This is a genomic window from Jiangella anatolica (assembly GCF_003236295.1).
Taxonomy (GTDB): domain Bacteria; phylum Actinomycetota; class Actinomycetes; order Jiangellales; family Jiangellaceae; genus Jiangella; species Jiangella anatolica.
In genome coordinates, this window is sequence record NZ_POTW01000001.1 from 18318 (window position 1) to 43148 (window position 24831).

General features: G+C 71.5%; 18 protein-coding genes. 12 read left to right on the forward strand and 6 right to left on the reverse strand.

The genetic code is table 11. The features are described from left to right. Nucleotides 1-3: 3 nt before the first annotated feature. Nucleotides 4-1263: an ABC transporter substrate-binding protein gene (locus C1I92_RS00080; protein ID WP_158563829.1), complete on the reverse strand. Its 1260-nt coding sequence runs from the start codon at nt 1261-1263 to the stop codon at nt 4-6. A gap of 137 nt (nt 1264-1400) precedes the next feature. Here C1I92_RS00080 and C1I92_RS00085 point away from each other — a divergent pair, with 137 nt between their 5' ends. Continuing rightward, nucleotides 1401-2174 (forward strand): IclR family transcriptional regulator, encoded by a 774-nt coding sequence (locus C1I92_RS00085; protein WP_146604963.1) that lies wholly within the window; start codon nt 1401-1403, stop codon nt 2172-2174. A 70-nt stretch (nt 2175-2244) separates the two neighbouring features. Here C1I92_RS00085 and C1I92_RS00090 read toward each other — a convergent pair whose 3' ends face one another. Next, a complete protein-coding gene (locus C1I92_RS00090) occupies nt 2245-3810 on the reverse strand; it encodes an alpha/beta hydrolase-fold protein (protein WP_111252619.1) in 1566 nt (521 codons plus the stop codon). 124 nt (nt 3811-3934) lie between these two features. Then, nucleotides 3935-5113, reverse strand: coding sequence for a XylR family transcriptional regulator (locus C1I92_RS00095; protein WP_111252620.1), 1179 nt, complete (start codon nt 5111-5113; stop codon nt 3935-3937). A gap of 85 nt (nt 5114-5198) precedes the next feature. Between C1I92_RS00095 and C1I92_RS00100 the strand changes: the two genes are divergently transcribed. The 11 genes from C1I92_RS00100 to C1I92_RS00150 all read left to right on the forward strand — a co-directional run bounded on the left by C1I92_RS00100 (nt 5199) and on the right by C1I92_RS00150 (nt 21928). Beyond that, entirely contained in the window at nt 5199-6302 is a 1104-nt protein-coding gene (locus C1I92_RS00100; RefSeq protein ID WP_111252621.1) for a Gfo/Idh/MocA family protein, read from the forward strand. 44 nt (nt 6303-6346) lie between these two features. Beyond that, on the forward strand, nt 6347-7474 hold the full coding sequence (locus tag C1I92_RS00105) for a branched-chain amino acid ABC transporter permease (RefSeq protein ID WP_199520803.1): 1128 nt from the start codon (nt 6347-6349) through the stop codon (nt 7472-7474). Next, entirely contained in the window at nt 7471-8481 is a 1011-nt protein-coding gene (locus C1I92_RS00110) for a branched-chain amino acid ABC transporter permease (protein ID WP_111252622.1), read from the forward strand. The genes C1I92_RS00105 and C1I92_RS00110 overlap by 4 nt, the downstream gene beginning before the upstream one ends. Then, entirely contained in the window at nt 8478-9956 is a 1479-nt protein-coding gene (locus C1I92_RS00115) for an ABC transporter substrate-binding protein (RefSeq protein ID WP_111252623.1), read from the forward strand. The genes C1I92_RS00110 and C1I92_RS00115 overlap by 4 nt, the downstream gene beginning before the upstream one ends. 9 nt (nt 9957-9965) lie before the next feature. Beyond that, nucleotides 9966-10712: an ABC transporter ATP-binding protein gene (locus C1I92_RS00120; RefSeq protein ID WP_111252624.1), complete on the forward strand. Its 747-nt coding sequence runs from the start codon at nt 9966-9968 to the stop codon at nt 10710-10712. Then, the gene (locus C1I92_RS00125; protein ID WP_111252625.1) at nt 10709-11443 is read left to right on the forward strand and encodes an ABC transporter ATP-binding protein; all 735 of its coding nucleotides are present in this window, start codon (nt 10709-10711) and stop codon (nt 11441-11443) included. Before C1I92_RS00120 ends, C1I92_RS00125 begins: the two co-directional genes overlap by 4 nt. Then, entirely contained in the window at nt 11440-12324 is an 885-nt protein-coding gene (locus C1I92_RS00130; protein ID WP_111252626.1) for a sugar phosphate isomerase/epimerase family protein, read from the forward strand. Before C1I92_RS00125 ends, C1I92_RS00130 begins: the two co-directional genes overlap by 4 nt. An 83-nt stretch (nt 12325-12407) precedes the next feature. After that, nucleotides 12408-17102: a ThuA domain-containing protein gene (locus tag C1I92_RS00135; RefSeq protein ID WP_158563831.1), complete on the forward strand. Its 4695-nt coding sequence runs from the start codon at nt 12408-12410 to the stop codon at nt 17100-17102. 771 nt (nt 17103-17873) lie between these two features. Next, nucleotides 17874-20060, forward strand: a complete 2187-nt coding sequence (locus C1I92_RS00140; protein WP_199520804.1) for an MMPL family transporter — start codon at nt 17874-17876, stop codon at nt 20058-20060. Between the two features lie 24 nt (nt 20061-20084). After that, a complete protein-coding gene (locus C1I92_RS00145) occupies nt 20085-21260 on the forward strand; it encodes a sensor histidine kinase (RefSeq protein WP_111252629.1) in 1176 nt (391 codons plus the stop codon). Further along, a complete protein-coding gene (locus C1I92_RS00150) occupies nt 21257-21928 on the forward strand; it encodes a response regulator transcription factor (RefSeq protein WP_111252630.1) in 672 nt (223 codons plus the stop codon). The genes C1I92_RS00145 and C1I92_RS00150 overlap by 4 nt, the downstream gene beginning before the upstream one ends. Here the strand turns inward: C1I92_RS00150 and C1I92_RS00155 are convergent. The 3 genes from C1I92_RS00155 to C1I92_RS00165 are packed head-to-tail and all read right to left on the reverse strand — an operon-like array spanning nt 21892 to nt 24828. Further along, complete coding sequence (locus tag C1I92_RS00155; protein WP_111252631.1) at nt 21892-23049, reverse strand: glycoside hydrolase family 68 protein; 1158 nt, start codon at nt 23047-23049, stop codon at nt 21892-21894. The two genes, C1I92_RS00150 and C1I92_RS00155, sit on opposite strands and share 37 nt — an antisense overlap. Before the next feature lie 4 nt (nt 23050-23053). After that, nucleotides 23054-23878 (reverse strand): carbohydrate ABC transporter permease, encoded by an 825-nt coding sequence (locus tag C1I92_RS00160; protein ID WP_111252632.1) that lies wholly within the window; start codon nt 23876-23878, stop codon nt 23054-23056. After that, nucleotides 23875-24828: a carbohydrate ABC transporter permease gene (locus C1I92_RS00165; protein WP_111252633.1), complete on the reverse strand. Its 954-nt coding sequence runs from the start codon at nt 24826-24828 to the stop codon at nt 23875-23877. Before C1I92_RS00165 ends, C1I92_RS00160 begins: the two co-directional genes overlap by 4 nt. Nucleotides 24829-24831 lie beyond the last annotated feature (3 nt).

Here is a 24831-nt window from a genome sequence, read left to right on the forward strand (position 1 = left end):
GGGTCAGCCGACCAGGTCGGTCGCCTGCTCCTGGGCGGTGTCCAGCGCGGTCTCCAGGTCGACGTCGCCCTGGAGCGCGGCGATGACGTTCTGGACGACGATCTTGCGGATGTCGGGCGTCTGGGCCTCGAAGCCGAGGACGACCTGCGGGAGGCTGGTCTCGGTGAGCTCGTCGAAGACCGTGAGGAACGGCATGTCCTGCAGCGACTCCGGGCTGCGCTCGGTCGCCGTCGCGACGCTGCTGGCGCCGAGGATCTCCTGCAGCGCCGCCTGGTTCTCGGCCTCGAGCGCCCACTGGATGAACGTGGCCGCCTCCTCCTTCGCCTCGCTGGCCTCGTTGATCACGATGGGTGCGAGGATCGCGCCCTGGCTGCGGACCGGGAAGGGGATCGGCGCGACGCTGAAGTTCAGGTTCGGGCTCTCCGCGCGCAGGTGCGTGGCGTAGCCGCCGTTGTTGAGCTCCATGGCGACCTTGCCCTCAGCGAACATGCGGCGGAACGTGGCCGCGTCGGCGCCGCGCGGGATGACGTTCGCGTCGTACAGGTCCTTGTAGGCCTGCAGGCCCTCGAGGTTCTCCGGCGCGTTGATGGTGAGGTTCTCGCCGTCGGACCACGCGCCGCCGAAGCCGTAGACGTAGTTGAAGATGTCCTGCCAGACGCCGGCCTCCTCGGCCTCCGTCTGGCGGAAGGCCAGCCCGAAGACGTCGCCGGCCGTCAGCGACTGCGCGGTCGCGAAGAAGTCGTCGTAGGTCGTCGGCGGCTCGGGGATCAGGTCCGCGTTGTAGAACATCGCGTAGTTGGACGCCTCGAAGATGACGCCGTGCCGCACGTCGTCGTGGACCATGAACCGGTCGGGCTCCTCGAGCAGGTCGTACTGCTCGACGTCGACGAGGTCGTCGAGCGGCGCGATCAGGCCGGCGTCCGACGCCGCCTCGAACTCGGGCATGTCGAAGCGGACGAGGTCCGGCCCTTCGCCGCCGCCCATCTGCGTCAGCACCGTCTGGCCGAAGGTCGGGTAGGGGACCGACGCGGCCTCGACGATGATCTCGTCCTGGCTCGCGTTGAACTCGTCGAGCCACTCCTGCAGCTTCGGCCCGCGGCCGGGATCGCCGAACGTCGACGCGGCGAACGTGAGCGTCGTGACACCGCCGTCGGAGCCCGAGTCCGAGCTCGAGTCCGAGTCGGAGCCGCAGGCTGCCGTGACGACGAGCCCGGCGGCGGTGGCCGCGGCGACCATGGCGCGGCGAACGCGAGTAGTTCTCATCAGGTGCTCCTTGTGGAGTCGTAGCTCTGATTGAACGTTAAAGGTCTGCAACGATCGTAGGAAGTTCTGCAACGCTGTCAAATCACGGTTGCGCATCGCTACATATCCGTTGCGTATAGTGCAATCTGGAGGTGGTCGTGGCACAGACGATCCAACGGGCGATCGAGCTCATCCGGAGGTCGGCGGAGCACCCGCTGAGCCTCACCGAGGCATCGGAGGTGCTGGGCGTCCACAAGTCGACGGCGCTGCGGATGCTCCAGACCCTCGAGGCGGCCCGGTTCGTCCGGAAGACCGGCGTCGGCACGTACGTGTTCGGGAGCGGCCTCATCGAGCTGTCCGAGCTCGCTCTCGGTTCGATGGACCTGCGCCAGTTCGCCTCGGCGCACCTGCGCCGGCTCCAGCGGGAGACCGGCCACACGGTGCACCTCGCCCAGCTGACCGGCGACGAGATCATCTACATCGACAAGGTCGACAGCCCCGCCTTCGACGCCGTGAAGCTGCCGTCGCGGGTCGGCCGCGCCGTGTCGATCTATGCCAGCGCCGTCGGCAAGGTGATCCTGGCCCATCTGCCGCGCGAGGAGCGCGACCGCCTGCTGTCCCACGTCACGTTCGAGCGCTACACCGACACCACCTTCGCCGATCGTGCGTCGCTGGAGCTCGAGCTCATCGCGGTGCGCGAGCGCGGCTGGGCGACCGACAACGGCGAGCACGACGCCTACGTGATGTGCGTCGCCGCGCCGATCAAGGACACCCGGGGCCGGGTCGTCGCCGCTGTCTCGATCACGGCGATCGAGGTCATCGCGACGCTGCCGCAGCTCGAGGCGCGGCTGCCGCTGCTCCTCGACACCGCGGCGGCCATCTCGGCCGAGCTCGGCCACACCTCCGCCGTGACGGAGGCATCGGCGGGCTGACCGCGCCCGGGCCGGGCCCGGGACGGCGCCTCGGGATCGAGGAGCCGCCCCGGAACCGGTGCGGAGGTGGTCAGCCGGCGTCGGCCGGTGCACTCGACGACCCGTCGAACAGGTCGTCGCCCTGGTAGCGGGCGACCACCGGCTCGTCGAGCAATGCGCCCTCGACCGGCCGGTGGAACCGCGCGACACCGTCGCGGACCGGCGCGGAGCCGAGGTACTGCTCGCCCGCGTAGAACTCGACCCTGCCCGAGGGTGCGGCGACGCTGGTCGTCACGGGATCGACCGTGGCGACCGCGGTCAGGAGCACGTGCTCCGATCGCCCGACCGGCTCGGCGGTGGCCTCGAGCCCGGTCGTGGTGGTGCGGAAGGCGATCTCGCGCAGGTAGTGGTTCAGCAGCGGCCGCCAGACGTGCCAGGTGTGCACGCCCGGGACGTTGTACTCGTCGAGCTCGACGCCGGCCGCCCGCAGTGCGGCGGCGTTGCGCTGGGAGTTCTCGGCGATGTTGCCCAGGCGGTCCTGCAGCCCGGTACCGATCATGATCCCGCCGGCGACGTTCTTCATGCGGTCGATCTGCGCCTGGCTCGCCTGCGGGCCGCCGGCGCTCCACGCCGCGTGGTAGCCGAACAGCTCCGTGTGGTCGTACAGCAGGGTGTAGGCGCGGCTCCCGCCCGCCGAGAACCCGGCGAAGGCGCGGTCCTCGGCCCGGCTGGAGACGTTGTAGTTCTGCTCCACGAACGGGAAGACGTTGTTCCTCAGCTCGTTGACGTAGCCCAGGTTGCCGCCGGGCAGGCCGTTGAAGTCGGTCGACACGATGACCATCGGCTGCACGGCGCCGTCCTGGATGGCGTTCTCCAGGATGCGGTGGGCCACGCCCTGCATCGTCCAGGCGGTCGAGTGGTCGCCGCCGCCGTGGCTCAGGTACAGCGTCGGGTACGGCGTCGACCGGTCCGGGTCGTAGCCGTGCGGCAGGTACACGACCATGTCGTGGACGCCGGCCGGGTTGGTGGACAGCGGCGACGGGTAGCGCCGCGACTCCAGCGTGCCGGCCTTGTTCGGCCGCTGCGGGGCCTGGTAGTCGGTGTCGTAGGTCGGGAACTTCTTGCTCTCCGGCACGTAGACCGTGCTGCGCACGGCTCCCGGCGCGCCGGGGTACTGGGGCTGGAGCTGCCACGGGTTCGCCGGGTCGTCGTGCAGCGGGCAGCCGGTGGCCAGCACGTTGGTGCAGTCGTGGGTGAACGCGTAGCGGAAGGTGCCGGCGGGCAGCGGCACCGTGATCGACCAGACGCCGTCGTCGCCGCGCTCCATCGGCAGGATCTGCCACGGCGTGGCGGCGATGTCGCCCGGCAGCCACTGCGACGGCGGCCGGCCGTCGCCGCAGTCCTGGCAGGTGACGCTCTCGGGACGCGAGTAGAACCAGTCGCCGTAGATGTGGACCGACTCCACGTCGTCCGGCGCCTCGTACCTGAACGTGACGGAGTGCCCGGTCGGTGGCTGGTCGGTGCGGACGACCTCGGGACCGAGCGGCTGCGGCGGCGCGGCCGTCGCCGGCGGCGCCATCGCGGCGGCCGCCACGGCTGCGGCGACGGTGAGGCCGGTCAGCAGCGAGCGCATCCGGTCGGGGCGTAGCAGGTGCATGTATCTCTCCCTCCGTTGGGCGATTACATCGTTGGAACCTTCCCGGAGGGAGTGACACCGTGTCAAGAGCCAATTGCGTATGGCGAGCAACTTCGTTGCGAGATGCGCAACGCCTTCGAAGGGGTCAGCGCTCCCAGAACGCCTGCCGTGCGACCGCCCCTTTGACCGTCCGGCGGTAGTGCCCGGGCGACATGCCGGTGTGCTTCTTGAAGACCACGCTCATGTACTCCGAGTGGCTGAAGTTCAGCCGCTCCGCGATCTGCTGCATCGTCCAGTCCGTCGAGGACAGCAGCTCGGCGACGTGGGCGATGCGGACCCGGATGATCTCGCTGTGGACCGACCGGCCCAGGGTCGCGACGAACCGGAGGTCGAGCGCGCGGCGCGAGAGGCCGACGTGGCGGAGGACGGCGGTGACGGCGAGGTTCTGGTCCGACCGGACCCGGATGAACCGCAGCGCCTCGGACACGAGCGGGTCGTCGACGGCGAGGATGTCCGACGACTGGCGGGCGACGACGCGGACCGGCTCGATCAGGCGCAGGCCCGGCTCCAGCGTGTGGCCCTGCAGCATCAGGTCGAGCAGATGCGCGGCCAGATACCCCGTCGCGGTGGTGTTGGGCTCGATGCTCGACAGCGGCGGCGTGGTGAGGTTGCCGATCAGCTCGTCGTTGTCGACGCCGATGACGGCGACCGAGTCGGGGACCGTGAGACCGGCGATCTTGCACGCCTCGAGCACCTCCTGACCTGCGATGTCGTAGCAGGCGAGGACGCCGACGGGCTTCGGCAGCCCGGTCAGCCAGGCCGCCAGCAGCTCGCGGTCGGCGGCGCGCATGCTCGACGGCTTCATCCGGAACTCGTGCGGCGTCGCGCCGCGCTGGCGGACGTGGCCGGCGAACCACTCGCCGCGCTTGACCGACCAGGCGAACCGCTCGTCGCCGCAGAAGGCGAAGTGCCGCAGGCCGCGCTCGGCGAAGTGGCCGACCGCCCAGCGGGCGATCGTGCCGTCGTCGGTCTCGACGCCGGGCAGCTCCGGCACCAGCCGGGCGGCGCTGAGGTCCACCGTCGGCAGGCCGAGCCGGCGGATGAACCGCGCGGTCTCCTCGTTCTCGATCCGGGCCAGGACGCCGTCGCCCTGCCAGCCCTCGAGCCAGGAGAAGTCGGTCTCGTGCCGGCTGTGTTCGGCCAGGTAGATCGACCAGTGCGGGTGCTCCTCGACGTACTTCTTCACGCCGACGAGCAGACCGCGGGCGTAGGCGTTGGACGTCTCGACGAGCAGCGCGACGTGTCGCGTCCCGGTGACAACCATGTAAAAAATCTAAGCTCTGCTGCTGGATTGCGCATGGTTTGCCCGGTTGTGTCCTCCGTAGCCTTCACGACACAGGAGGTCAACGATGACGCAGAAAGTACGGGTCGCCATCGCCGGACTCGGTTTCGGGTCGGAGTTCGTGCCGATTTATCAGGCCCATCCTGATGCCGAGCTCGTCGCCGTGTGCCAGCGAACCGAAACCGCGCTCAATGCGACCGCCGACCATTTCGGCGTGCCCGGCCGCTATACGGATTTCGACGCGATGCTGGCCGATCCGGACATCGACGCGGTGCACATCAACACCCCCATTCCCGACCACGCGCGCCAGACGATCGCCGCGCTGCGGGCGGGGAAGCACGTCGCCTGCACGGTCCCGATGGCGACGACGCTCGAGGAGTGCCGCGCGATCGTCGAGGCCGTGCGGGAGTCGGGCAAGAACTACATGATGATGGAGACGGTCGTCTACTCGCGCGAGTTCCTGCACGTCAAGGACCTCGCCGACAACGGGACGCTGGGGCGGATCCAGTTCCTGCGCGGTGCACACCACCAGGAGATGGCCGGCTGGCCCGGTTACTGGGAGGGCCTCCCGCCCATGCACTACGCCACGCACGCGGTGAGCCCGGTCCTGTCGCTGGCCGGCGCGCTGGCCGAGAGCGTCGTGTGTCTCGGCTCGGGCCGGATCTCTCCCGAGCTCGCCGAGAAGTACGGTTCCCCGTTCGCCGTGGAGAGCGCGCTCATCACGATGCGCGATTCTCCGGTCGGCGCCGAGATCGCCCGGTCGCTATTCAATACCGCCCGCGAGTACGTCGAGAGTTTCACCGTGTTCGGTGAGCTGGCGACGTTCGAATGGGAGCAGACACAGGGTTCCGGTCACGTGCTGCACGTGGGTGAGATTCCGAAGACCGTCGAGATACCTGACTTCGCGCACCGGCTGCCGGCGCAGATCGCGCCGTTCACGACGCACGGGGTCTACGACGCCGAGAACGAGCACCTCTCGTTCGTCCAGGGCGGCGGGCACGGCGGGTCCCACCCGCACCTGGCCCACGAGTTCGTCCGCAGCGTTCTCGAGGGCCGGGCGCCGGCGATCGACGAGGTCACGGCCGCCAACTGGACGTCGGTGGGCATCTGCGCCCACGAGTCGGCGATGAACGGCGGCGCCCGGGTCCGGATCCCCGACTACACGAGCTGAGACCCGGGTCGTCCGACGACACGCACCGACATGTGGAGGTACCGATGACGCCTGCCTCGAACGGACTCGACCAGGTGCGACGCGAGGACGAGCGCACGACGAGCACCGAGGTGCGCAGCCGGTCCGCCGCGTCCGTGCGGAGCCGGCTGACGGAGCTTCGCCGGCCCTCGGTCTGGGTCGCCGCCGTCGTCGCCGTGGCCGTGGCCGCCTGGGTGCTGGTGCTCGCCGACGGCACCCCGGCCGGCGCGGCGGCGGACGATCCGGGCAAGTTCCTGGTCACGGTCCTGGACGCGGTGACCTTCGCCGGCCTGCTGTTCGTCGCCGCGTCGGGCTTCACCCTGATCTTCGGGCTCATGCGCACGGTGAACATGGCGCACGGCTCGCTGTTCCTGCTGGCCGCCTACGTCGCCATCCGCGTGCAGGAGGCCATGGTGGGCCGCAGCCGCAACATCGACCCCGCCGACGTCGGGCTGCTCGACTGGCTGGTGCCGATGCTGGCCGGCGCGGGGGTCGCGGCCGTCCTCGGGCTGGCGATCCAGCAGGTGTTCCTGCAGTGGAACGAGGGCCAGGAGATGCGGCAGACGCTACTGACGCTGGCGATCACCGTCGTGCTGGCCGACCAGATGCTGCGCGAGTTCGGCGGGCTGGCGCAGCGGATGGTCTGGCCCGGCGCCGTCACGCACTTCTTCACCATCGGCGGCGAGCGGTACGCGGCCACCCGGCTGTTCATGCTCGGCATCGCGGTGCTGGTCGGCGTGCTGCTGTGGCTCTGGCTGAACCGCACCAGCGTCGGCATGGTCATCCGGGCCGGTGTGGACGACCGGCAGATGGTGCGCGGGCTGGGCATCAACATCAAGCGGGTCTTCGCCCTCACGTTCCTCGTGGGCTCGTTCCTCGCCGGGGTGGGCGGCGTGCTCGGCGCGTCGTTCGCCGGCGCCGCGCCCGGCACCGACGGCAGCTGGCTGCTGAACTCGCTCGTCGTCGTGATCATCGGCGGCCTGGGCTCGCTCAAGGGCGCCGCGGCCGGCTCGCTGCTGTACGGCACGGTCGTCGCCTTCTCACCGGCGTACCTGCCGAGCCAGTACTCCTACTACGCGATCATCATGACGTTCGGCCTGCTGGCCCTCGTGCTGGCCGTGCGTCCCTACGGGCTGTTCGGGAGGCCGGCATGAACCTGCGCGCACGCCTGACCGGCGAACCGCTCGCCCTGGCCGGACTGGTCCTGTTCCTGATCCTGCTGCCCAGCCTGGCCACGGCGTTCTTCGTCAACTTCGTCATGACCCAGACGCTGATCCTGGGGCTGGCCGCCGCGACCATCGTGTTCCTGTCCAGGTACGGCGGCATGACGTCGCTGGCGCAGCTGCTGATGTTCGGGATCGCCGGCTTCATGTTCGGCAACGCCGCGCTCGACGGCGGCGCCCGCGGCCTCAACCTCGGCTGGCACCCGTGGGCCGCCGTCGGGTTCGCGATCGTCGTCACGACGCTGGCCGCGGTCGTGCTCGGCGCGATCGCGAGCCGGACGACGGGCATCTACTTCCTGATGCTCACGCTGGTGTACGGCGTCATCGGCTACTTCGTCTTCGCCCAGATCGTCGAGATCTCCGGGCCCGGCGGCATCACCAGCATCCAGCGGCCGGACCTGCTGGGCCCGCCGGTCCGGCTCTACTACGCCGGCCTGCTGCTGTCGGTGCTGGCCTACGTGGGCTTCCGCGCGCTGCGCCGGACCGCCTTCGGGCTCGCGCTGCAAGGGGTGCGCGACGACCCCGTCCGGATGGCGTCGCTGGGCTTCAACGTACCGCTGCACCGCACGCTGGCCTTCGTGCTGGCCGGGTTCGTGGCGGGGCTGGCGGGCCTGCTGAACGTCTGGTGGAACGGCCAGATCGACCCGGCCTCGATCTCGATCGGGCCCACGTTGATCCTGCTGATCATCGCGGTCATCGGCGGCATCTCGTCGCTGGAGGGCGCCTGGCTCGGCGCGTTCGTCTACGTCCTCGTCTTCACCTACCTGCGCGACCTCCCGCTCGTCGACCGCATCGGCATCACGGAGGCGCGCTTCAACACCGTCATCGGCGTCATCGTCCTGGCGATCATGGTCCTCTCGCCCGAGGGCCTGACCGGGATCGCGCGCCGGCTACCCGTACGCACGATCCGCAAGGAACTCGGAGGGACACGAGCATGAGCAGACAGAGGAGACGGGCATCGCTGGCGCTGTCCGTGACGGCCGGCCTGGCGCTGCTGGCCGCCGGCTGTGGTGGCGGGGACGACGACTCGACGGGGCTGCCCGCCGACCAGGAGTCCGCCGGCGGCGGGGACGGCTCGCCGGCCGGCGGCGACGAGGGGATCCGCCTGGGCATTCTCGGCCAGTGCGAGGGACCGTTCGGCGGCTTCCACGAGGACGTCGTCGCCGGCACCACACTGGCGCTGGCGCAGTTCGCCGGCGCGACGCCCAACTCGTCGACCAGCGCGCTGGAGGGGTTCAGCGGCGCCGAGGTCGCGGGCACGCCGATCGAGCTGGTCGGCATCGGCTGCGGCGACGACACCGCCGACCGCATCGTGCAGGAGGTGCGCCGCCTGGTCGAGCAGCTCGGCGCGAACGTCATCATCGGCCCGCTCTCCGGCGACGAGGGCATCGCCATCGCTGAGTACGCGAAGGCCAACCCCGAGATCACGGTGTTCGCCGGCATCTCCGGCTCGCAGGAGCAGACGCTGCAGGTCCAGGCGCCGAACTACTTCCGCTTCTACGGCGACGGCGCCATCTGGAGCGCCGGCCTCGGCGACCTGCTGCACAACCAGGAGGGCTGGGACACCGTCGCGGTCATCGCCGACGACTACAGCTTCGGCCACACGTCGGCCGCGGGATTCATCGCCGACTTCTGTGCCGTCGGCGGCGACGTCGTCAGCCGCGTCTTCCCGCCGCTGGGCACCACCGACTACTCGTCCTACATCGCGCAGCTGCCGAACCCGGACGAGGTCGACGGCTACTTCTGGGCGGTCGGGGGCACCGGCACGCAGGCCGCGCTCGAAGCGTTCGTCAACGGCAAGGGCGACCTCACCGGCGACCAGCACGCGGGCAACCTGTTCTTCAACCCGAACCTGGCGCAGGCGCTGGGCACCGGCATCGCCGGGGCCTACGTGGGCGGCTTCGCGACGCTCCCGGGCGACGTTCAGACACCGGAGATCGAGGAGTACCTGGCCGCCGCCGACGCGACCTGGGAGACCATCCCCGGCTCGCTGAGCGGCAACGAGCCGGCGCCGCCGTCGGTGGCCGCCGCGTTCGGCTTCTTCTACGGCTACTACACGGCCGGCGTCGCGCTGGTGGAGTCGCTGGAGGCGGTGGGCGGCGACATCTCCGACCTCGACGCCTACCACGCGGCGATCTCCGATCTCACGCTCGACCTGCCCTACGGCGAGATCAGCCTGGACGAGAACCGCAGCGGCATCGTCGACGTCGGCCTGTCGCGCCTGGTGCTCGACGACGCCGGCGATGTCGTCCAGGAGACGGTGGCCATCGTGCCCGGCGTCGACCAGACCTTCGGCGGCACGTTCAGCCCCGACACCCCCTCGCCCGGCCGCGACTTCCCGGCCTGCGAGGAGCGGGATCTGCCGTGGGTGGGCAACGCCATCCCGGTCGTCGACGGCGTGCCGCAGGGCTAGGCGAGCGTCATGGCGTCCGTCGTCGAGATCCGCGAGGTCACGGTGGCGTTCGGCGGGCTGCGCGCCCTGCGCGGTGTCGATCTCGACATCGCGCAGGGCGAGCGGCTGGCCGTCATCGGGCCCAACGGAGCCGGCAAGACCACCCTCTTCAACGTCATCGCGGGCGACATCGCGCCGACCACCGGCACGGTGGTCATCAGGGGGCAGGACTGCACCCGCCGGCCGTCGCGGCACCGTCCCCGCCTCGGCCTGGCCCGGACCTACCAGAAGGCCCGCGCCTTCGCCGGCCTGACCGTGCGCGAGAACATCTACCTCGCGCTCGCGGGACACCGGGGCCGGCACCGTGCGCTCTGGCGGACGCCGGCCGACCGCGCGATGGGCGACGAGGCCGCGGACGTCGCGGACCGGGTCTGGCTGTCCGGTCAGCTCGACGAGCTCGCCGGCGAGCTCGCGCACGGGCAGCGGCGCCAGCTCGAGCTGGCGATGGCGATCGCGACCCGGCCGGACGTCATGCTGCTCGACGAGCCGGCGTCGGGCCTGTCCCGCGGCGAACGGGAGCGTCTGGTCGAGCTGCTCGAGTCGTTCGACGACCGGCTGACGCTGCTGCTCATCGAGCACGACATGGACGTCGCGTTCCGGATCGCGCAGCGCGTCGTCGTGATGGCCGACGGCGAGCAGGTCATGGCCGGTACGCCGGACGAGGTCCGGGCCGACCCGCACGTCCATCGCATCTATCTCGGCACGGAGGCGGCATGACACGCGACGACGCGCTGCTCGAGGTCCGCGACCTGCGCTCCGGCTACGGAGCGTCGCTGGTCCTCGACGGCCTGAGCTTCAGCATGGGGGTCGAGGCGGTCGCCGTCGTTGGGCGCAACGGGATGGGCAAGACCACGCTCTGCGACACGCTGGTCGGGTTCCTTCCCGCGGCGGGCGGCGAGGTCCGGCTGGCCGGTCGCCGGCTCGACGGCATGGCGCCGGAGGCGGTCGCCCGCGCCGGCCTCGCCTACGTGCCGCAGGGCCGCCGGCTGTTCCCGTCGCTCACCGTCGACGAGCATCTGGCCATGCTGGCCCGGCGCGCCCGGGGCAGGCGGTGGACGACCGACTCGGTCTACGAGCTGTTCCCGCGGCTGGCCCAGCGCCGGCACCACGGGGGAGCGGCGCTGTCCGGCGGCGAGCAGCAGATGCTGGCCGTCGGCCGGGCACTGATGCTGAACGCGCCGCTGGTCGTGATGGACGAACCGTCCGAGGGGCTGGCCCCGACGATCGTCGACGTGCTGGTCGACGCCGTCCACCACCTCGTGGCCGAGGGCGTCGCCGTCCTCGTCGTCGAACAGAACCTGCGGGCGGCGGTGCGCATGGCGGACCGGCAGCTCGTCATGGTCTCCGGCCGCATCGAGGCCGAGTTCGCCGGCGACGAGTTACTGGACCGGCCCGATCTGCAGCACCGTTTCCTCGGCGTTGGCGCTACGGCAGGAGAACCCGCATGACGACCACGAGGGCGCTGGGCGCCAACACCTGGATCTGGACCTCGCCGTTGACCGACCGGCGGCTGGCCGAGCTGGCGCCGCGCATCCGCGGCTGGGGCTTCGACGTCATCGAGCTACCGGTCGAGAACGTCGGCGACTGGGACCCCCGCCGCGCGGCGACCCTGCTCGACGGGCTCGGGCTCTCGGCCACCATCGTCGTCGCGATGGCGCCGGGGCGGGAGCTGGTGGGCACCGACCAGGAGACGATCCAGACGACGCGCGACTTCCTGCGGCACGTGGTCGACGTCGCGGCGGCCGTCTCGTCGCCGGTGATCGCCGGCCCGATCTACACCTCGGTCGGGCGGACCTGGCGCCTCGACGACGCGGAGCGGCGCGGCTGCTACCGGCAGCTGCGCGACAGCCTCGGGCCGGTGGTCGGGCACGCGATGGACGCCGGCGTGACCGTCGCCGTCGAGCCGCTCAACCGGTTCGAGACCAGCCTGCTCAACACGGTCGACCAGGCGCTGGAGGCGCTGGACGGCCTGCCCACCGCGGGCTGCGGCCTGGGCCTGGACACGTTCCACATGAACATCGAGGAGCGCAGCATCACCGAGGCCATCCGCCGGGCGGCCGGCCGGATCGCGCACGTGCAGGTGTGCGCGAACGACCGCGGCGCGCCGGGCGCGGACCACCTGAACTGGCCCGGGATCGTCGCCGCCCTGGACGCGGCCGGCTACCGGGGCCCGCTCGTGATCGAGTCGTTCACCGGCGACAACGCGACGATCGCCACGGCGGCGTCGATCTGGCGGCCGTTGGCGAAGACCCAGGACGCCATCGCCGTCGACGGGCTCGCGTTCCTCTCCGGCGTCGTGCGGGGAGGAGGTGTGTCCTCACCGATCTGAGCATGTCGGGCTGTTCACATCCGCAACGAAGCGACGGTGAGAGGTCTATGCAACGACTTTATCGTTACATCACATTCACGCTGGTGGCGGCCCTGCTGGCCGTGGTGTTCCCCGGCGCCGCCAGCAGCTTCGCCCATCCGCCGGAGGAGCCCTACGAGGTCCTGTTCTTCCACAAGACCACCGGCTTCCGGCACGACTCGATCCCGGCGGCGCTCGCCGCCGTCCAGGCCCTCGGCCAGGAGCACGGCTTCACGGTGACGGAGACGCAGGACGCGTCGGTCTTCACCGACGCCGGCCTCGGCGAGTACGCCGCCGTCGTGTTCTACACCGACGGCGAGAACACGCTCACGACGCCGCAGCGCACCGCGTTCGAGCGGTACCTGCAGCGCGGCGGCGGCTTCGTCGGTCTGCACTCCACCTCCAACACCGACAAGTCGAACTGGCCGTGGTGGAAGGAGCTGTTCGGCGGCGGGTTCTTCGTCAACCACCCGCCCATCCAGTCCGCCACGGTGAAGGTCGAGGATCCACAGCACCCGGCGACGGCGCAGTTCGGCGCGTCGTTCCAGTGGCCGAGCGACGAGTTCTACAACCTCGCCGCGAACCCGCGCGCGGCGGGCGTCAAGGTCCTGTTGACCGTCGACGAGTCCACCTACACCGGCGGGCAGATGGGCGCGGACCACCCGGTGTCCTGGTGCTCGCTCTACGACGGCGGCCGGACGTTCTACACCGCGCTCGGGCACTCGGCCAGCCACTACGCCGACCCGGGGTTCCGCCAGCACATCGGCTGGGCCATCGAGTGGGCGTCCGGCACGACCGAGGCCGACTGCGGCGAGCCGCGCGAGGGCATTCCCACCGCGGCCGCGTTCGAGAAGGTCGCGCTCGACGACAACACGGCCAACCCGATGAAGCTGGACATCGCTCCCGACGGCCGGGTCTTCTACACCGAGCTGGCTGGCGCGGTGAAGGTCTACCACCCGGACACCCAGCAGATCACGACCGCCGGTCAGATCCCGGTGTACCGGGGCCAGGAGAACGGCCTGATCGGCATCGCGCTGGACCCGGCGTTCGAGGAGAACAACTTCCTCTACCTCTTCCACAGCGACCCGGCGTCGAGGACCGTCGACGGCATCGCCGGCGGCGTGCAGCACGTGTCGCGGTTCACGCTCGACCCGGTGAGCGAGCAGATCGACCTGGCCTCCGAGGTCGTCCTGCTGGAGATCCCGCACCAGCGGGTGGAGTGCTGCCACAGCGGCGGGCACATGGACTTCGACGCCGAGGGCAACCTCTACATCTCCACCGGCGACGACACCAACCCGTTCGCGTCGGGCGGCTTCGGCCCGTTCGACTACCGGCCCGGCCGCCAGCCGTGGGACGCGGCCCGGTCGTCGGGCAACGCCGCCGACCTGCGCGGCAAGATCCTGCGGATCAACCCGATCGAGACGGCCACCAGCACCGACGCTCCCGGCGTCGGCAGCACCTACGACGTCCCGGACGACAACCTGTTCACCAGCGGTGAGCACGACGCCCTGTTCCCCGGCGGCGTCTACGACCCGGCGCTGGGCCGGCCGGAGATCTACGTCATGGGCCTGCGCAACCCGTTCACCCTGGACATCGACCAGGCGACCGGCGTGCTGACGTTCGGCCTCGTCGGCCCCGACGCCAACCCGGCCGGCGGCGTCGACCCGAACCGCGGCCCGCGCGGCTACGACTACTGGGCCCAGGTGCACGAGGCCAGCAACTACGGCTGGCCGTTCTGCATCGTCAACAACCAGCCGTACAACCACTTCGACTTCGCCACGAACGTGTCCGGTGAGCCGTACGACTGCGCCGGCGGCCCGACGAACGACTCGCCGAACAACACCGGCATCGACACGCTGCCGCCGGTGGAGCACCTGCCCACCGTCCACTACCCCTACTGCAACAGCCAGGGCGGCTACCCGGCGCCGCCGCCGCACGCGGGGGTCCCGTGCGGCCCGGTGCCCGGCGGGTCGGCCTATGGGACCGGCCGCGCCGCCTACGCCGGCGACACCTACCACTTCGACCCGGAGGTCACGGCGGACGGCCGGTTCCCGGCGTTCTTCGACGGCAAGCCGTTCGTCATGGAGTGGGAGCGCGACTTCATCGCGACGATGACCCTCGACGCGAACGGGAACTACGTCAACGGGTCGCTGAGCGAGCAGTTCTTCGGCTTCCGGTTCGACGAGAGCCTGCGGCTGCGCAAGCCGCACGACATGGAGTTCGGCCCCGACGGCAACATGTACCTGATCGAGTGGGGCGACGAGTTCAACTTCGGCGGCGGCGGGGTCAACCCCGACTCCGGCCTGTACCGGATCAGCTACGTCAAGGAGGGCCGCACGCCGACGGTCCACACGTCGGCGACGCCGGACAACGGCCAGCCTCCGGTGGAGGTGACGTTCTCCTCCGAGGGCACGTTCGACGCCGACGGCGACGAGATCACCTTCGCCTGGACGTTCGGCGACGGCGGCACGAGCACCGAGCCGAACCCGACGCACACCTACACCGAGGCCGGCGTCTACACCGCGCAACTCGTGGTCACCGACGCCACCGGCCGCTCGGCCAGCTCGAACGCGACGATCACCGTCGGCAACACCGAGCCGGAGGTCACCATCGAGCTGCCGGCCAACGGCCAGGTCTTCGAGTGGGGCGACGAGGTGCCCTTCCGGGTGACCGTCACCGACGCCGAGGACGGGTCCACGGCCGATGGCGGCATCGACTGCGCGGACGTGACCGTGCAGCAGGGCGTCTACCACGACACCGGCGGCGCCGTGCACGTCCACCAGGGGGCGTCGCAGAACGGGTGCGAGGGCACCATCGTGACCGACTCCGAGAGCGGACACGAGGGCCAGAACGTCACCGTGATCGTCACCGCCAGCTACACCGACGAGGGCGATCACCCCGACGCGCAGCCGCTGACCGGCGGCAGCAGCCACCTGCTGCGGCCGGCCCGGACGGAGGCCGAGCACTTCAGCGAGTCCTCCGGCATCGTCACCGGCCCCGGCAACGACGCGCAGGGCGGCGGCGAGACGGCGCGGGGCGCGGACGGCGACTGGGCCGCCTACGACCCGGTGAGCCTGGACGACCTCGAGTCCCTGGACCTGCGGGTCTCGGCGCTCGCCGACACGACCGTCGAGGTCCGCCGGGACGCGCCGGACGGCCCGCTGCTGGGGACCGCGGACATCCCGGCCACGACCCAGATCGGCCGGGCGGCCGGCCAGAACGGGTTCGGCAACGCCGTCCAGTTCAACTCCGGAACGGCGAGTCAGTACGCCACCCTGCCCACCGGCGTGGTCAGCGACCTGACCGGCGACTTCACCATCGCCACCTGGATCAACCGGCCCGCCACCGGCCAGGAGTGGTCGCGGATCTTCGACTTCGGCTCCGGGACCGGTGTCAACATGTTCCTGACGCCGAACGCCGGCGGGGCGCCGGGGCTGCGCTACGCGATCAAGCCGCAGGGCGCCTCCGAACAGCAGATCACCTACAACCAGGAGGTTCCCACCGGCTGGCACCACGTGGCGGTGACGCTGTCCGGCACCACCGGCACGCTGTGGCTCGACGGCGTCGCGGTCGCGACGAACGCGACCATGACGTTCAACCCGTCCGAGCTCGGCGAGACGACGCAGAACTGGCTGATCCGGTCCCAGTACGCCTCCGACCCGTACCTGAACGCGACGCTGGACGAGTTCCATGTCTTCGACAGCGCTCTCGGGCAGGCACAGCTCCAGGCGCTCATGGCCGGGCCGGCTGGTGACGCCGGTGGCAACGTCGTCGCCTACGACTTCGACGAGACCGGTGGCGCCGCCATCGAGGACTCGTCCGGTCAGGGCAACGACGCGACCATCGGGGTGAACGCCTCGGTCGCGAACTGGACCGACGTCAGCGTCGACCTCGCCCCGTCGCAGGGCAGCACCCAGCTGTACCTGGTGTTCCCGGGTGCTGAGGCGAACGTGAACTGGCTGCACCTCAACACGGGTCCGGGTGTCGAGATCCCGGTCGTCTCGGCCGCCGTGGCCCCGGCCTCGCCCGACGGCGACAACGGCTGGTACGTGACGGCGCCGGCCGTGACGCTGTCGGCCGACGACCCCGGCGCCGCCATCGAGTACCGCGTCGGCGGCGGGGCGTGGACGGCCTACAGCGGTCCGGTCACGCTGGACGAGGACGGCACGCACACGGTCGAGTACCGGGCGACCAACGCGGCCGGCACGTCCGAGCCCGGCTCCGTCGAGGTGGCGGTCGACCTGACCGCGCCGGAGACCGTGGCCACGGTGGACGGCGATCTCGACCAGGACGTCTACCTGGGACCGGCGACGCTGACGCTCGCCGCCTCGGACGCGACGTCGGATGTGGCCGAGACGCACTACCGGCTGGCCGGCGACGCGGAGCACACGGTGTACTCCGGCCCGGTGACGTTGGATCCGGCGGCGGTGTACGAGGTCGAGTACCGCGCCGTCGACGCGGCGGGGAACGTGGGCGAGTGGCAGCCGCTCACGGTCGTCGTCGCCGACACGTCGGTGATCGTCGGCGGCGTCGACTCCGGGGTGGCCAACCGGACGGTGTCGAGCGGCACGACGATCAACGACCTCATCCTGGACGAGCAGCCGTGGCCCAACCGCGCGGCGTTCCTCCGGCACGTCACCGAGGTCACCCGGCAGCTGCAGGCCGACGGCGTCATCACCGGCCGCGAGGCGAGCAGCATCCAGCGGGCCGCCGCACAGAGCGACGTCGGGAGGAGCGGCGGCGGCTTCGTGCTCGGCTGACGAAGACCTGGCCGGGGCGGGCACACTCTCTCCTCCCCGCCCCGGCCAGCTACGGCGCCCGCACTACTGCGATCGCAGCAGTGCGGGCGCCGCCGGCTCTGGGGGCTTCTACCGTTGGCCGTCCCCCTGCTGCCCATTTTCTTAGCCGGGCCGGCGCGCCTCAAGTCCGGCGGCTCTTGCTGGTTGCTGTCGTGTCGTGGTTGGGGCCGCCGTACTTGACCCGCGTCGTCCCGGCCAAGAACGGGCAGCTATCAGGGGGACGGGGGGAGTGTGGCGACGACCGTCGGGGCTCGGGCGTCGTGTTGGCGCTTCGTCGGGTTCGCTGGCCCCTCCCGGTGATCTGGCGGGCGTCGCGTTGGCGGCGGTTCTGGTTCGCTGGCCGCTCCCGGCGGCCTGTCGGGCCAGCGGTGTGGCGTTGGTTTCGCTGGGTGTCCACGTGGTGAGATTTCGCCGCGATTTCCGGGCCGCCCACCAGGCGTACTCCCGCTTTGCGAGGCATGCATGGGTGGTAGAGCGGGAGAACGCCTAGTGACGTACCGAATCGTTGATGATCATGGGTATCCACAGTCCGGCAAACGCCGCAAAACGGGCACCGCGAACTGGTGAAGCGGCGACCAGGGCCGGGGAAGGCGCCCGCACTACTGCAGCCGCAGCAGTGCGGGCGCCGCCGGCGGTTCGGATCGAGTAGTCAGAAGCCGGTGATCGGACGACGACGCGGACCGGTCCCGGTTGCGACCGTTGAGGTCTCATCCCCTCGAGATGGAGACCTCGGTGGCAACGATCTTGGCGAGACTCGGCCGGTTCGCGTTCCGGCGCCGTCGTGCGGTGGTGCTGGCCTGGCTGGCGGTCCTGGGCGCGGCGATCGTCGCGGGACTGACGGCGCCGCCGGCGCCTCCCGACGACTTCTCGATGCCGGGCACCGAGTCGCAGCAGACGTTCGAGCTGATGCGCGAGCGGTTCCCCGGCCTGGCCGCGGAGGCCGGCGGCGCGACGATGGTGTTCGTGGCGCCGGACGGCCAGGACGTCGGCGCGGAGCCGAACCGGTCGGCGATCGAGTCGGCGGTCCGGGAGCTGGCCGGTGGCGAGCAGGTGGCGTCGGTGGCCGATCCGTTCGAGTCCGGCGCGGTCAGCGCCGACGGCTCGACGGCGTACGCGAGCGTGATGTACGAGGTGCCGGCGAGCGAGGTGACCGCGGACAGCCGGGCCGGGATCGACGCCGCCGCCGACGGCGCCCGGGCGGCGGGACTGACCGTCGACACGCGTGGGGACGTGCTGGAGTCCGGCGGTCCGGCCGGGGTCGCCGAGCTGATCGCCATCGGACTGGCCGCGGTGATCCTGCTGGTCACCCTCGGATCGCTGGTCGCCGCCGGGTTGCCGCTGCTGACCGCGCTGCTCGGGGTGGCGGTGAGCATGCTGTCGTTGCTCGCGGTCAGCGACGCGTTCGGCCTGTCATCGACGTCCACGACACTGGCGCTGATGCTGGGGCTCGCGGTGGGCATCGACTACGCCCTGTTCGTCGTCGCGCGCTACCGCGAGGAGCGGGCCCGTGGCCGGTCCGCCCCCGAGGCGGTGACGACGGCGGTGGGCACCGCGGGGTCCGCTGTGACGTTCGCGGGGTTGACGGTCGTGATCGCGCTGGCCGGCCTGACGGTCGTCGGCATGCCGATGCTGACCAAGATGGGGCTGGCGGCCGCCGGGGCGGTCGTGGTGGCGGTGCTGATCGCCCTCACGCTCGTGCCCGCGGTGATCGGGTTCGTGCCGGACAAGGTGCTGTCCCGGTCGGCCCGCGCGGGCCGGCCGGAGGGCGACCAGGCGCCCAACGCGGCGCAGCGGTGGGCCCGGTTCGTGCTGCGCCGTCCGGTCGCGGTGCTGACGCTGGGTGTGGTGATGCTCGGTGCGTTGGCGATTCCCGCGGCCGGCCTGCGGCTGGGGATGCCGGGCGACGAGGCCAAGCCGGCCTCGGCCACCGAGCGGCGTGCCTACGACGCGCTGGCCGAGGCGTTCGGGCCGGGCGTCAACGGGCCGCTGATGATCGTGGCCGACGCCAGGGGAGCGGCCGACCCGGAGCGGGCGGTCGCGGCGATCGCCGACGGGATCGCGGGCACCGAGGGCGTGGTCTCGGTCTCGCCGCCGATGTTCAACGACGCGGGGGACACCGCGTTCTTCGAGGCCGTGCCCTCCACCGCGCCGACCGACGCGGCGACCAGCGACCTGGTGAACGAGCTGCGTGACCGGCGCCCGGAGCTCGCCGGCGGCGCCGGCGCCACGTTCACCGTCACCGGGACGACGGCAATCGACATCGACCTGTCGGCCAAGATCCAGGGTGCGCTGGTGCCCTATCTCGCCACCGTGGTCGGGCTCGCGTTCGTGCTCCTGCTGCTGGTGTTCCGCTCGATCCTGGTGCCGGTCAAGGCGGCCCTGGGGTTCCTGCTCTCGGTGCTGGCCGCGCTGGGCGCGGTGGTGCTGGTCTTTCAGGACGGTTTCCTGGCCGGGCTGCTGGGGGTCGAGCAGACCGGGCCGATCCAGAGCGCGGTGCCGATCTTCCTGATCGGGGTCGTGTTCGGCCTGGCCATGGACTACGAGGTGTTCCTCGTCTCGCGCCAGCGGGAGGCCTACGTCCACGGTGAGAGCCCGCGGGCGGCGATCGAGACCGGGCTGCGGCACAGCGGCCGGGTCGTGGTCGCGGCGGCCCTGATCATGATGGCCGTCTTCGCCGGATTCGTCGTCGAGGTCGATCCGTTCATCAAGATGCTGGGCTTCAGCCTCGCGGCCGCGGTGTTCCTCGACGCGTTCGTGGTCCGGCTGGCCATCGTGCCCGCCGTCATGGCGCTGCTGGGCCGCAGGGCCTGGTGGCTGCCGGGTTGGATGGACCGGATCCTGCCCCGCGTGGACGTCGAGGGTGCACAGTTGGACCGGAACCCCGTCGACGAGCCGAAGGTGGTCGCGCATGCTCCCTGAGATCCCGCGGGCCCGCGGCTGACCATGACCGGCCTGGTGGAGTACGCCGAGCGGCATCCCTGGCTGACCGACGCCATCGTCGTGGCCGCGCTGCTCGGCAGCGGCGTGCTCGGTGTGCACCTGGTCGGCCCGGGCGACAGCCGGCCGGAGGACGTGTGGGTCGCCGACGCGGTCACGGTGGTGGCCTGCCTGGCGGTGTTCGGCGCCCGCACGCACCCCAGGGCAACGGTCGTGGTGACCACGGTCTGCGCGGTCGTCGGCGGCGGGCTCGGGTTCCTCCTCACCCCGCTGCTGCTGGCGCCGGTGATGGTCGCGCTGTACTGGCTCGCCGTCACCACCACGTCCCGGACGGCCTGGACCTACGGCGCCGTCACGATCGTGCTGGTCGTCGGGACGGCCGTCGGAGCCGACATCGACGAGACCGTCGCGCTGCGCAGCGTCGGGCCGGCGCTGTGGCTGGTGCTGCCGCTGGTCATGGGCAGCAGATCGCGGTTGCGCGACGCCTTGCTGGACGCCGTCCGGGCCCGGGCCGAGCATGCCGAGCGGACCCGGGACGACGAGGCCCGGCTGCGCGTCACCGAGGAGCGCATGCGGATCGCGCGCGACCTCCACGACGTCGTCGCCCACCACCTGGCCGTGGCCAACGCCCAGGCCGGCACCGCCGCACACCTGCTCCGGCGCAGCCCGGAGCTCACCCAGAAGGTGCTCGCCGACCTGCAGACCACGACCTCCGCGGTCATGCTCGAGCTGCGTGACACCGTCGGAGTGCTGCGCAACGGAGGCGCCGACGAGGACGGCCTCGAACCGGCGCCGGGCCTGGCGCGGCTGCCCGAGCTGATCGAGGCCTGCGCGTCGGCCGGCCTCACCGTCGACGTCGAGGTGGACGGAGAACCCCGCGAGCTCCCGGCCGGGATCGACCTGACGGCCTACCGCATCGTCCAGGAGGCCCTCACCAACGCCACCAAGTACTCCGCGTCCGGGTCCGCGTCACTGCGCCTGGGCTACGGCGCCCGGCTCATCATCGCCGTCGCGAACGAGACCCGCCCCGGCGATCCCGGCGCCGGCCGGCCCGGCTACGGCATCGTCGGGATGCGCGAGCGCGCCCACGCCGTCGGCGGCGACCTGCGCGTCAGCGACGCCGGCGGTAGGTTCGAGGTCGTGTCGTCCCTGCCGCTGCACACCCCGGCGGCGACGCCATGACCATCCGCGTCCTCCTCGCCGACGACCAGGCGCTGCTGCGCGGCACGTTCCGGCTGCTGATCGACTCCTGCGACGACCTCGAGGTGGTCGCAGAGGCGGCCGACGGCGCCGCCGCCGTCGCGCTCGCCCGCGAACACCGTCCCGACGTCGTGCTGATGGACGTGCGGATGCCCGGCACCGACGGGCTGGCCGCGACCGAGGCCATCTGCGCCGACCCCCGCCTCACCCGTACCCGCGTGCTCATCCTCACCACGTTCGAGAACGACGAGCACGTCGCCCGCGCCCTGCGCGCCGGCGCCAGCGGCTTCCTCGGCAAGTACGTCACCACCGACACGTTGCTCGACGCGATCCGCACCGTCGCCGCCGGCGAGAGCCTGCTCTCACCCGGCGCGACCAAGGCACTCATCGGCCAGTTCCTCGCCACCCCGCCGCCGGCCCAGAGGCCCACAGCACCCGGGATGGACGAGCTCACCAACCGCGAGCTCGAGGTCATGAAGCTGGCCGCCGACGGCAGGTCCAACGCCGAGATCGCCGGCGAACTGCACCTCAGCGTGCTCACCGTGCGCACCCACGTCCAGCGCGCCATGGCGAAGCTCGGCGCCCGCGACCGCGCCCAGCTCGTCGTGCTCGCCTACCGCACCGGGCTGGTCTCGCCGGACGGGCGGTGAGCCGGCACGCGCACCTCGGTCTCGGCGCCGTCGACGGACAGACCGAACACCGGGGCGAACGTCCCGCCGAACCGGGACCGCGCCTCGTCCGCCGGAGCCTCCCCGGCGTCGACGCCCGCGGGGGTGAGGTAGTCGACGAAGCTGTGCACCTCGAGCGTGGGCAGCACCAGCCAGCCATAGGCCTGGCCGGGCTGCTCCGGCGGGTTCCGGACGACCAGGCCGGACCGGTTGAGCGGCTCGTACGGCCCGTCGACGGCGGGGGCGACGAAGCCGTACAGGCCGGTCGGCGCGGCGCCGGCCGGCTCGAACCCCTGCCCGTGGGTGGCGATGAACAGGTAGTACCGCGACTCGTGGACAACGATGTGCGGCCGCTCGATCTCGCGGTTGACGCCGTCCGCGACGAGGAGCGGCGCACCCAGCTCCCAGCCGCCGGCGCCGGCCCGGGCGAGCGCGATGGCGCCCATGAACCGGTCGCCCCAGGGTACCGAGGCGGCGACGAGCAGGTACTCGGCGCCGTCGGCGGGGTCGCGGAACCGGTAGGGGTCGCGGAACGCCCGGATCCGGCCGGGGCCGCCCTCGACGTCGTCGGCCGGCAGGTAGTGCGGGGCGCCCGCGCGGAGGATCTCGCGATGCCCGGTCGTGGCGCGCAGGCCGACGCCGCCGGCGCCGGTGACCAGTTCGGCCCGCGCCTCGACGACGCGCTGGTGGAACGTGGTGCGGCCGGCGTCACGGCGCCCGGCGGCGGTGTAGTACGTCGAGACCGAGCCGTCGGCGTGCCGGACCGCGGAGCCGGACCACTCCCGGGTGCCGAGCGACGCGCCGGGCTCGAAGACGTCGCCGTGGTCGGTCCAGCACCTGGAGCCGCGGCCCAGCAGCCGCAGCCGGGCCCGGTCGTGGCGCTCCTCGGGATGGCCGTCGGCCGGGGCGGCCAGCGCCATCCAGAGCTCGCCGCCGTCGACGACCGCGGTCGAGCCGTCGTGCTCCTGGACCGGCCACATGTCCCAGACGTCGTGACCGGGCAGCACCCGGGGCGGCGCGGAGACGATCAGCGGTGCGGTGGTGCCGGGGACGGTGGCGATGTGGGCGAGCTGATCCGCGGTCCAGCGGGCCGGTCGGCGCATCTGGTCAACCCTTCACGGAGCCCTGGAGCAGGGCGGCGACGAATCGGCGTTGGAAGACGAGGAAGACGAGCAGCGTGGGCGCGAGGATGAGCAGCGCGCCCGCGCACAGCAGCGGGATGTTCGTGCCCCACTGGCCTTGGAACGCGCCCAGGGCGCCGGCCATCGTCCGTTTCTCCGGATCGTCGACCAGCACGATGGCCAGCAGGAACTGGTTCCACGTCCACAGGAACAGCAGGATCGCCAGCGACGAGATCGCGGGCATGGCCAGCGGCACGTGGATGCGCCAGAACTGCTGCCACACGTTGGCGCCGTCCACCTCGGCCGCCTCGGAGATCTCCTCCGGCACGTTGATGAAGTGCGCGCGCATCCAGAAGACCGCGAACGGCATGAACAGGCCGATGAGCGGCAGGATGATCGCCCAGCGGGTGTTGAGCAGCCCCAGGTCGCGGATCTGGTAGTAGAGCGGGGTGACGATGCCCTCGTACGGGAGGGTGAGCCCGAAGACGAACAGCAGGAACAGCGCCCGGCGGCCCCTGATGCGCAGGTGGCCGATGGCGAATCCCGCCATCGTCCCGAGGAGGACCGCGACGGGGACCACGCCGGCCACGATCAGCGCGCTCGACTCCAGCAGCGCGCCCATGTTCGACACGCGGAACGCCTCGGCGAAGTTGCCCCACTGCGGGTCGTCCGGCCACTGCAGGCCCAGCGGATAGCTCCCCGAGGGGTGCAGCGCGGTGACGAAGAGGCTGACGAACGGGACGATCGTCACCGCCATCAGGGCGATGAGGAAGAGCCGGCCGGTCCACGCCTCGCGGCGTCCGACGATCACGATGCCTCCCGGGTCAGCCGCTGGACGGGGAGCACGCAGGCCAGCACCAGCACCATCAGCACGACGGCGAGCGCGGACGCGACGCCGACCTCGCGGCTGAAGAACGCCTGCCGGTAGATCTCCAGGCCCGGGACCATGGTCGAGTTGCCGGGACCGCCTTGGGTCGAGATGTAGACGATGTCGAAGGCGGCCAGCGCGGAGATGACGGTGACGGTCACGCAGACGCCGATCTCCTGGCGCAGGCTCGGCACGGTGATCGAGAAGAACTCCCGCACCGGGCCGGCGCCGTCGATCCGGGCCGCCTCGTACAGCGCGGCGTCGATCTTGCTCATCCCGGCCAGGAGCAGCAGCGTGCACAGGCCGAGCAGCACCCACGCGCCGATCACGCCGACGGCGGGCAGCGCGGTGCCGAAGTCGCCCAGCCAGGCCCGCGTGACGCCACCGAGCCCGACGGCCGAGAGCACCTGGTTGACCAGCCCGTCCGACGCGAGCAGCCAGCTCCACGTGATGCCGGCCGCGACCAGCGGGATCACCTGCGGGATGAAGATGACCGTCCGGGCCACGAGGGCGAGCCTCGTCGTCGCGATGCGCCGGATGGTGTTCGCGATCGCCAGCCCGAGCCCGACCGGGACCACGCAGAAGTACAGGATCAGCTCGAACGCGTGCAGGATCGTGTCGAACAGCTCGGGATCGGTGAAGACCTGCACGTAGTTGTCGAGGCCGACCCACGTCGACGCGCCGATGCCGTTCCAGCTGTACAGCGAGTACTGGACCGTCAGGCCCATCGGCCAGAGGACGAACAGCGCGTAGGCCACCAGCGCCGGCGCGGCGAACAGCCAGCCGGCCGTCTGCCGCCTGCGCCGCCGCGAGCGGCGGCCGGTGCCGCCGTTCGTCCGTGCCGGGAGGGACCCCGCGGCGTGCGCCGCGGGGTCCAGGGTCGGCCGTGCCATCGG

Bases quoted from the DNA above. Each gene is read 5' to 3' on its own strand.
- C1I92_RS00080 (WP_158563829.1), bottom strand. From the start codon at position 1,263: ATGAGAACTACTCGCGTTCGCCGCGCCATGGTCGCCGCGGCCACCGCC.
- C1I92_RS00090 (WP_111252619.1), bottom strand. From the start codon at position 3,810: ATGCACCTGCTACGCCCCGACCGGATGCGCTCGCTGCTGACCGGCCTC.
- C1I92_RS00095 (WP_111252620.1), bottom strand. From the start codon at position 5,113: ATGGTTGTCACCGGGACGCGACACGTCGCGCTGCTCGTCGAGACGTCC.
- C1I92_RS00100 (WP_111252621.1), top strand. From the start codon at position 5,199: ATGACGCAGAAAGTACGGGTCGCCATCGCCGGACTCGGTTTCGGGTCG.
- C1I92_RS00105 (WP_199520803.1), top strand. From the start codon at position 6,347: ATGACGCCTGCCTCGAACGGACTCGACCAGGTGCGACGCGAGGACGAG.
- C1I92_RS00110 (WP_111252622.1), top strand. From the start codon at position 7,471: ATGAACCTGCGCGCACGCCTGACCGGCGAACCGCTCGCCCTGGCCGGA.
- C1I92_RS00115 (WP_111252623.1), top strand. From the start codon at position 8,478: ATGAGCAGACAGAGGAGACGGGCATCGCTGGCGCTGTCCGTGACGGCC.
- C1I92_RS00120 (WP_111252624.1), top strand. From the start codon at position 9,966: ATGGCGTCCGTCGTCGAGATCCGCGAGGTCACGGTGGCGTTCGGCGGG.
- C1I92_RS00125 (WP_111252625.1), top strand. From the start codon at position 10,709: ATGACACGCGACGACGCGCTGCTCGAGGTCCGCGACCTGCGCTCCGGC.
- C1I92_RS00130 (WP_111252626.1), top strand. From the start codon at position 11,440: ATGACGACCACGAGGGCGCTGGGCGCCAACACCTGGATCTGGACCTCG.
- C1I92_RS00145 (WP_111252629.1), top strand. From the start codon at position 20,085: ATGACCGGCCTGGTGGAGTACGCCGAGCGGCATCCCTGGCTGACCGAC.
- C1I92_RS00150 (WP_111252630.1), top strand. From the start codon at position 21,257: ATGACCATCCGCGTCCTCCTCGCCGACGACCAGGCGCTGCTGCGCGGC.
- C1I92_RS00155 (WP_111252631.1), bottom strand. From the start codon at position 23,049: ATGCGCCGACCGGCCCGCTGGACCGCGGATCAGCTCGCCCACATCGCC.
- C1I92_RS00165 (WP_111252633.1), bottom strand. From the start codon at position 24,828: ATGGCACGGCCGACCCTGGACCCCGCGGCGCACGCCGCGGGGTCCCTC.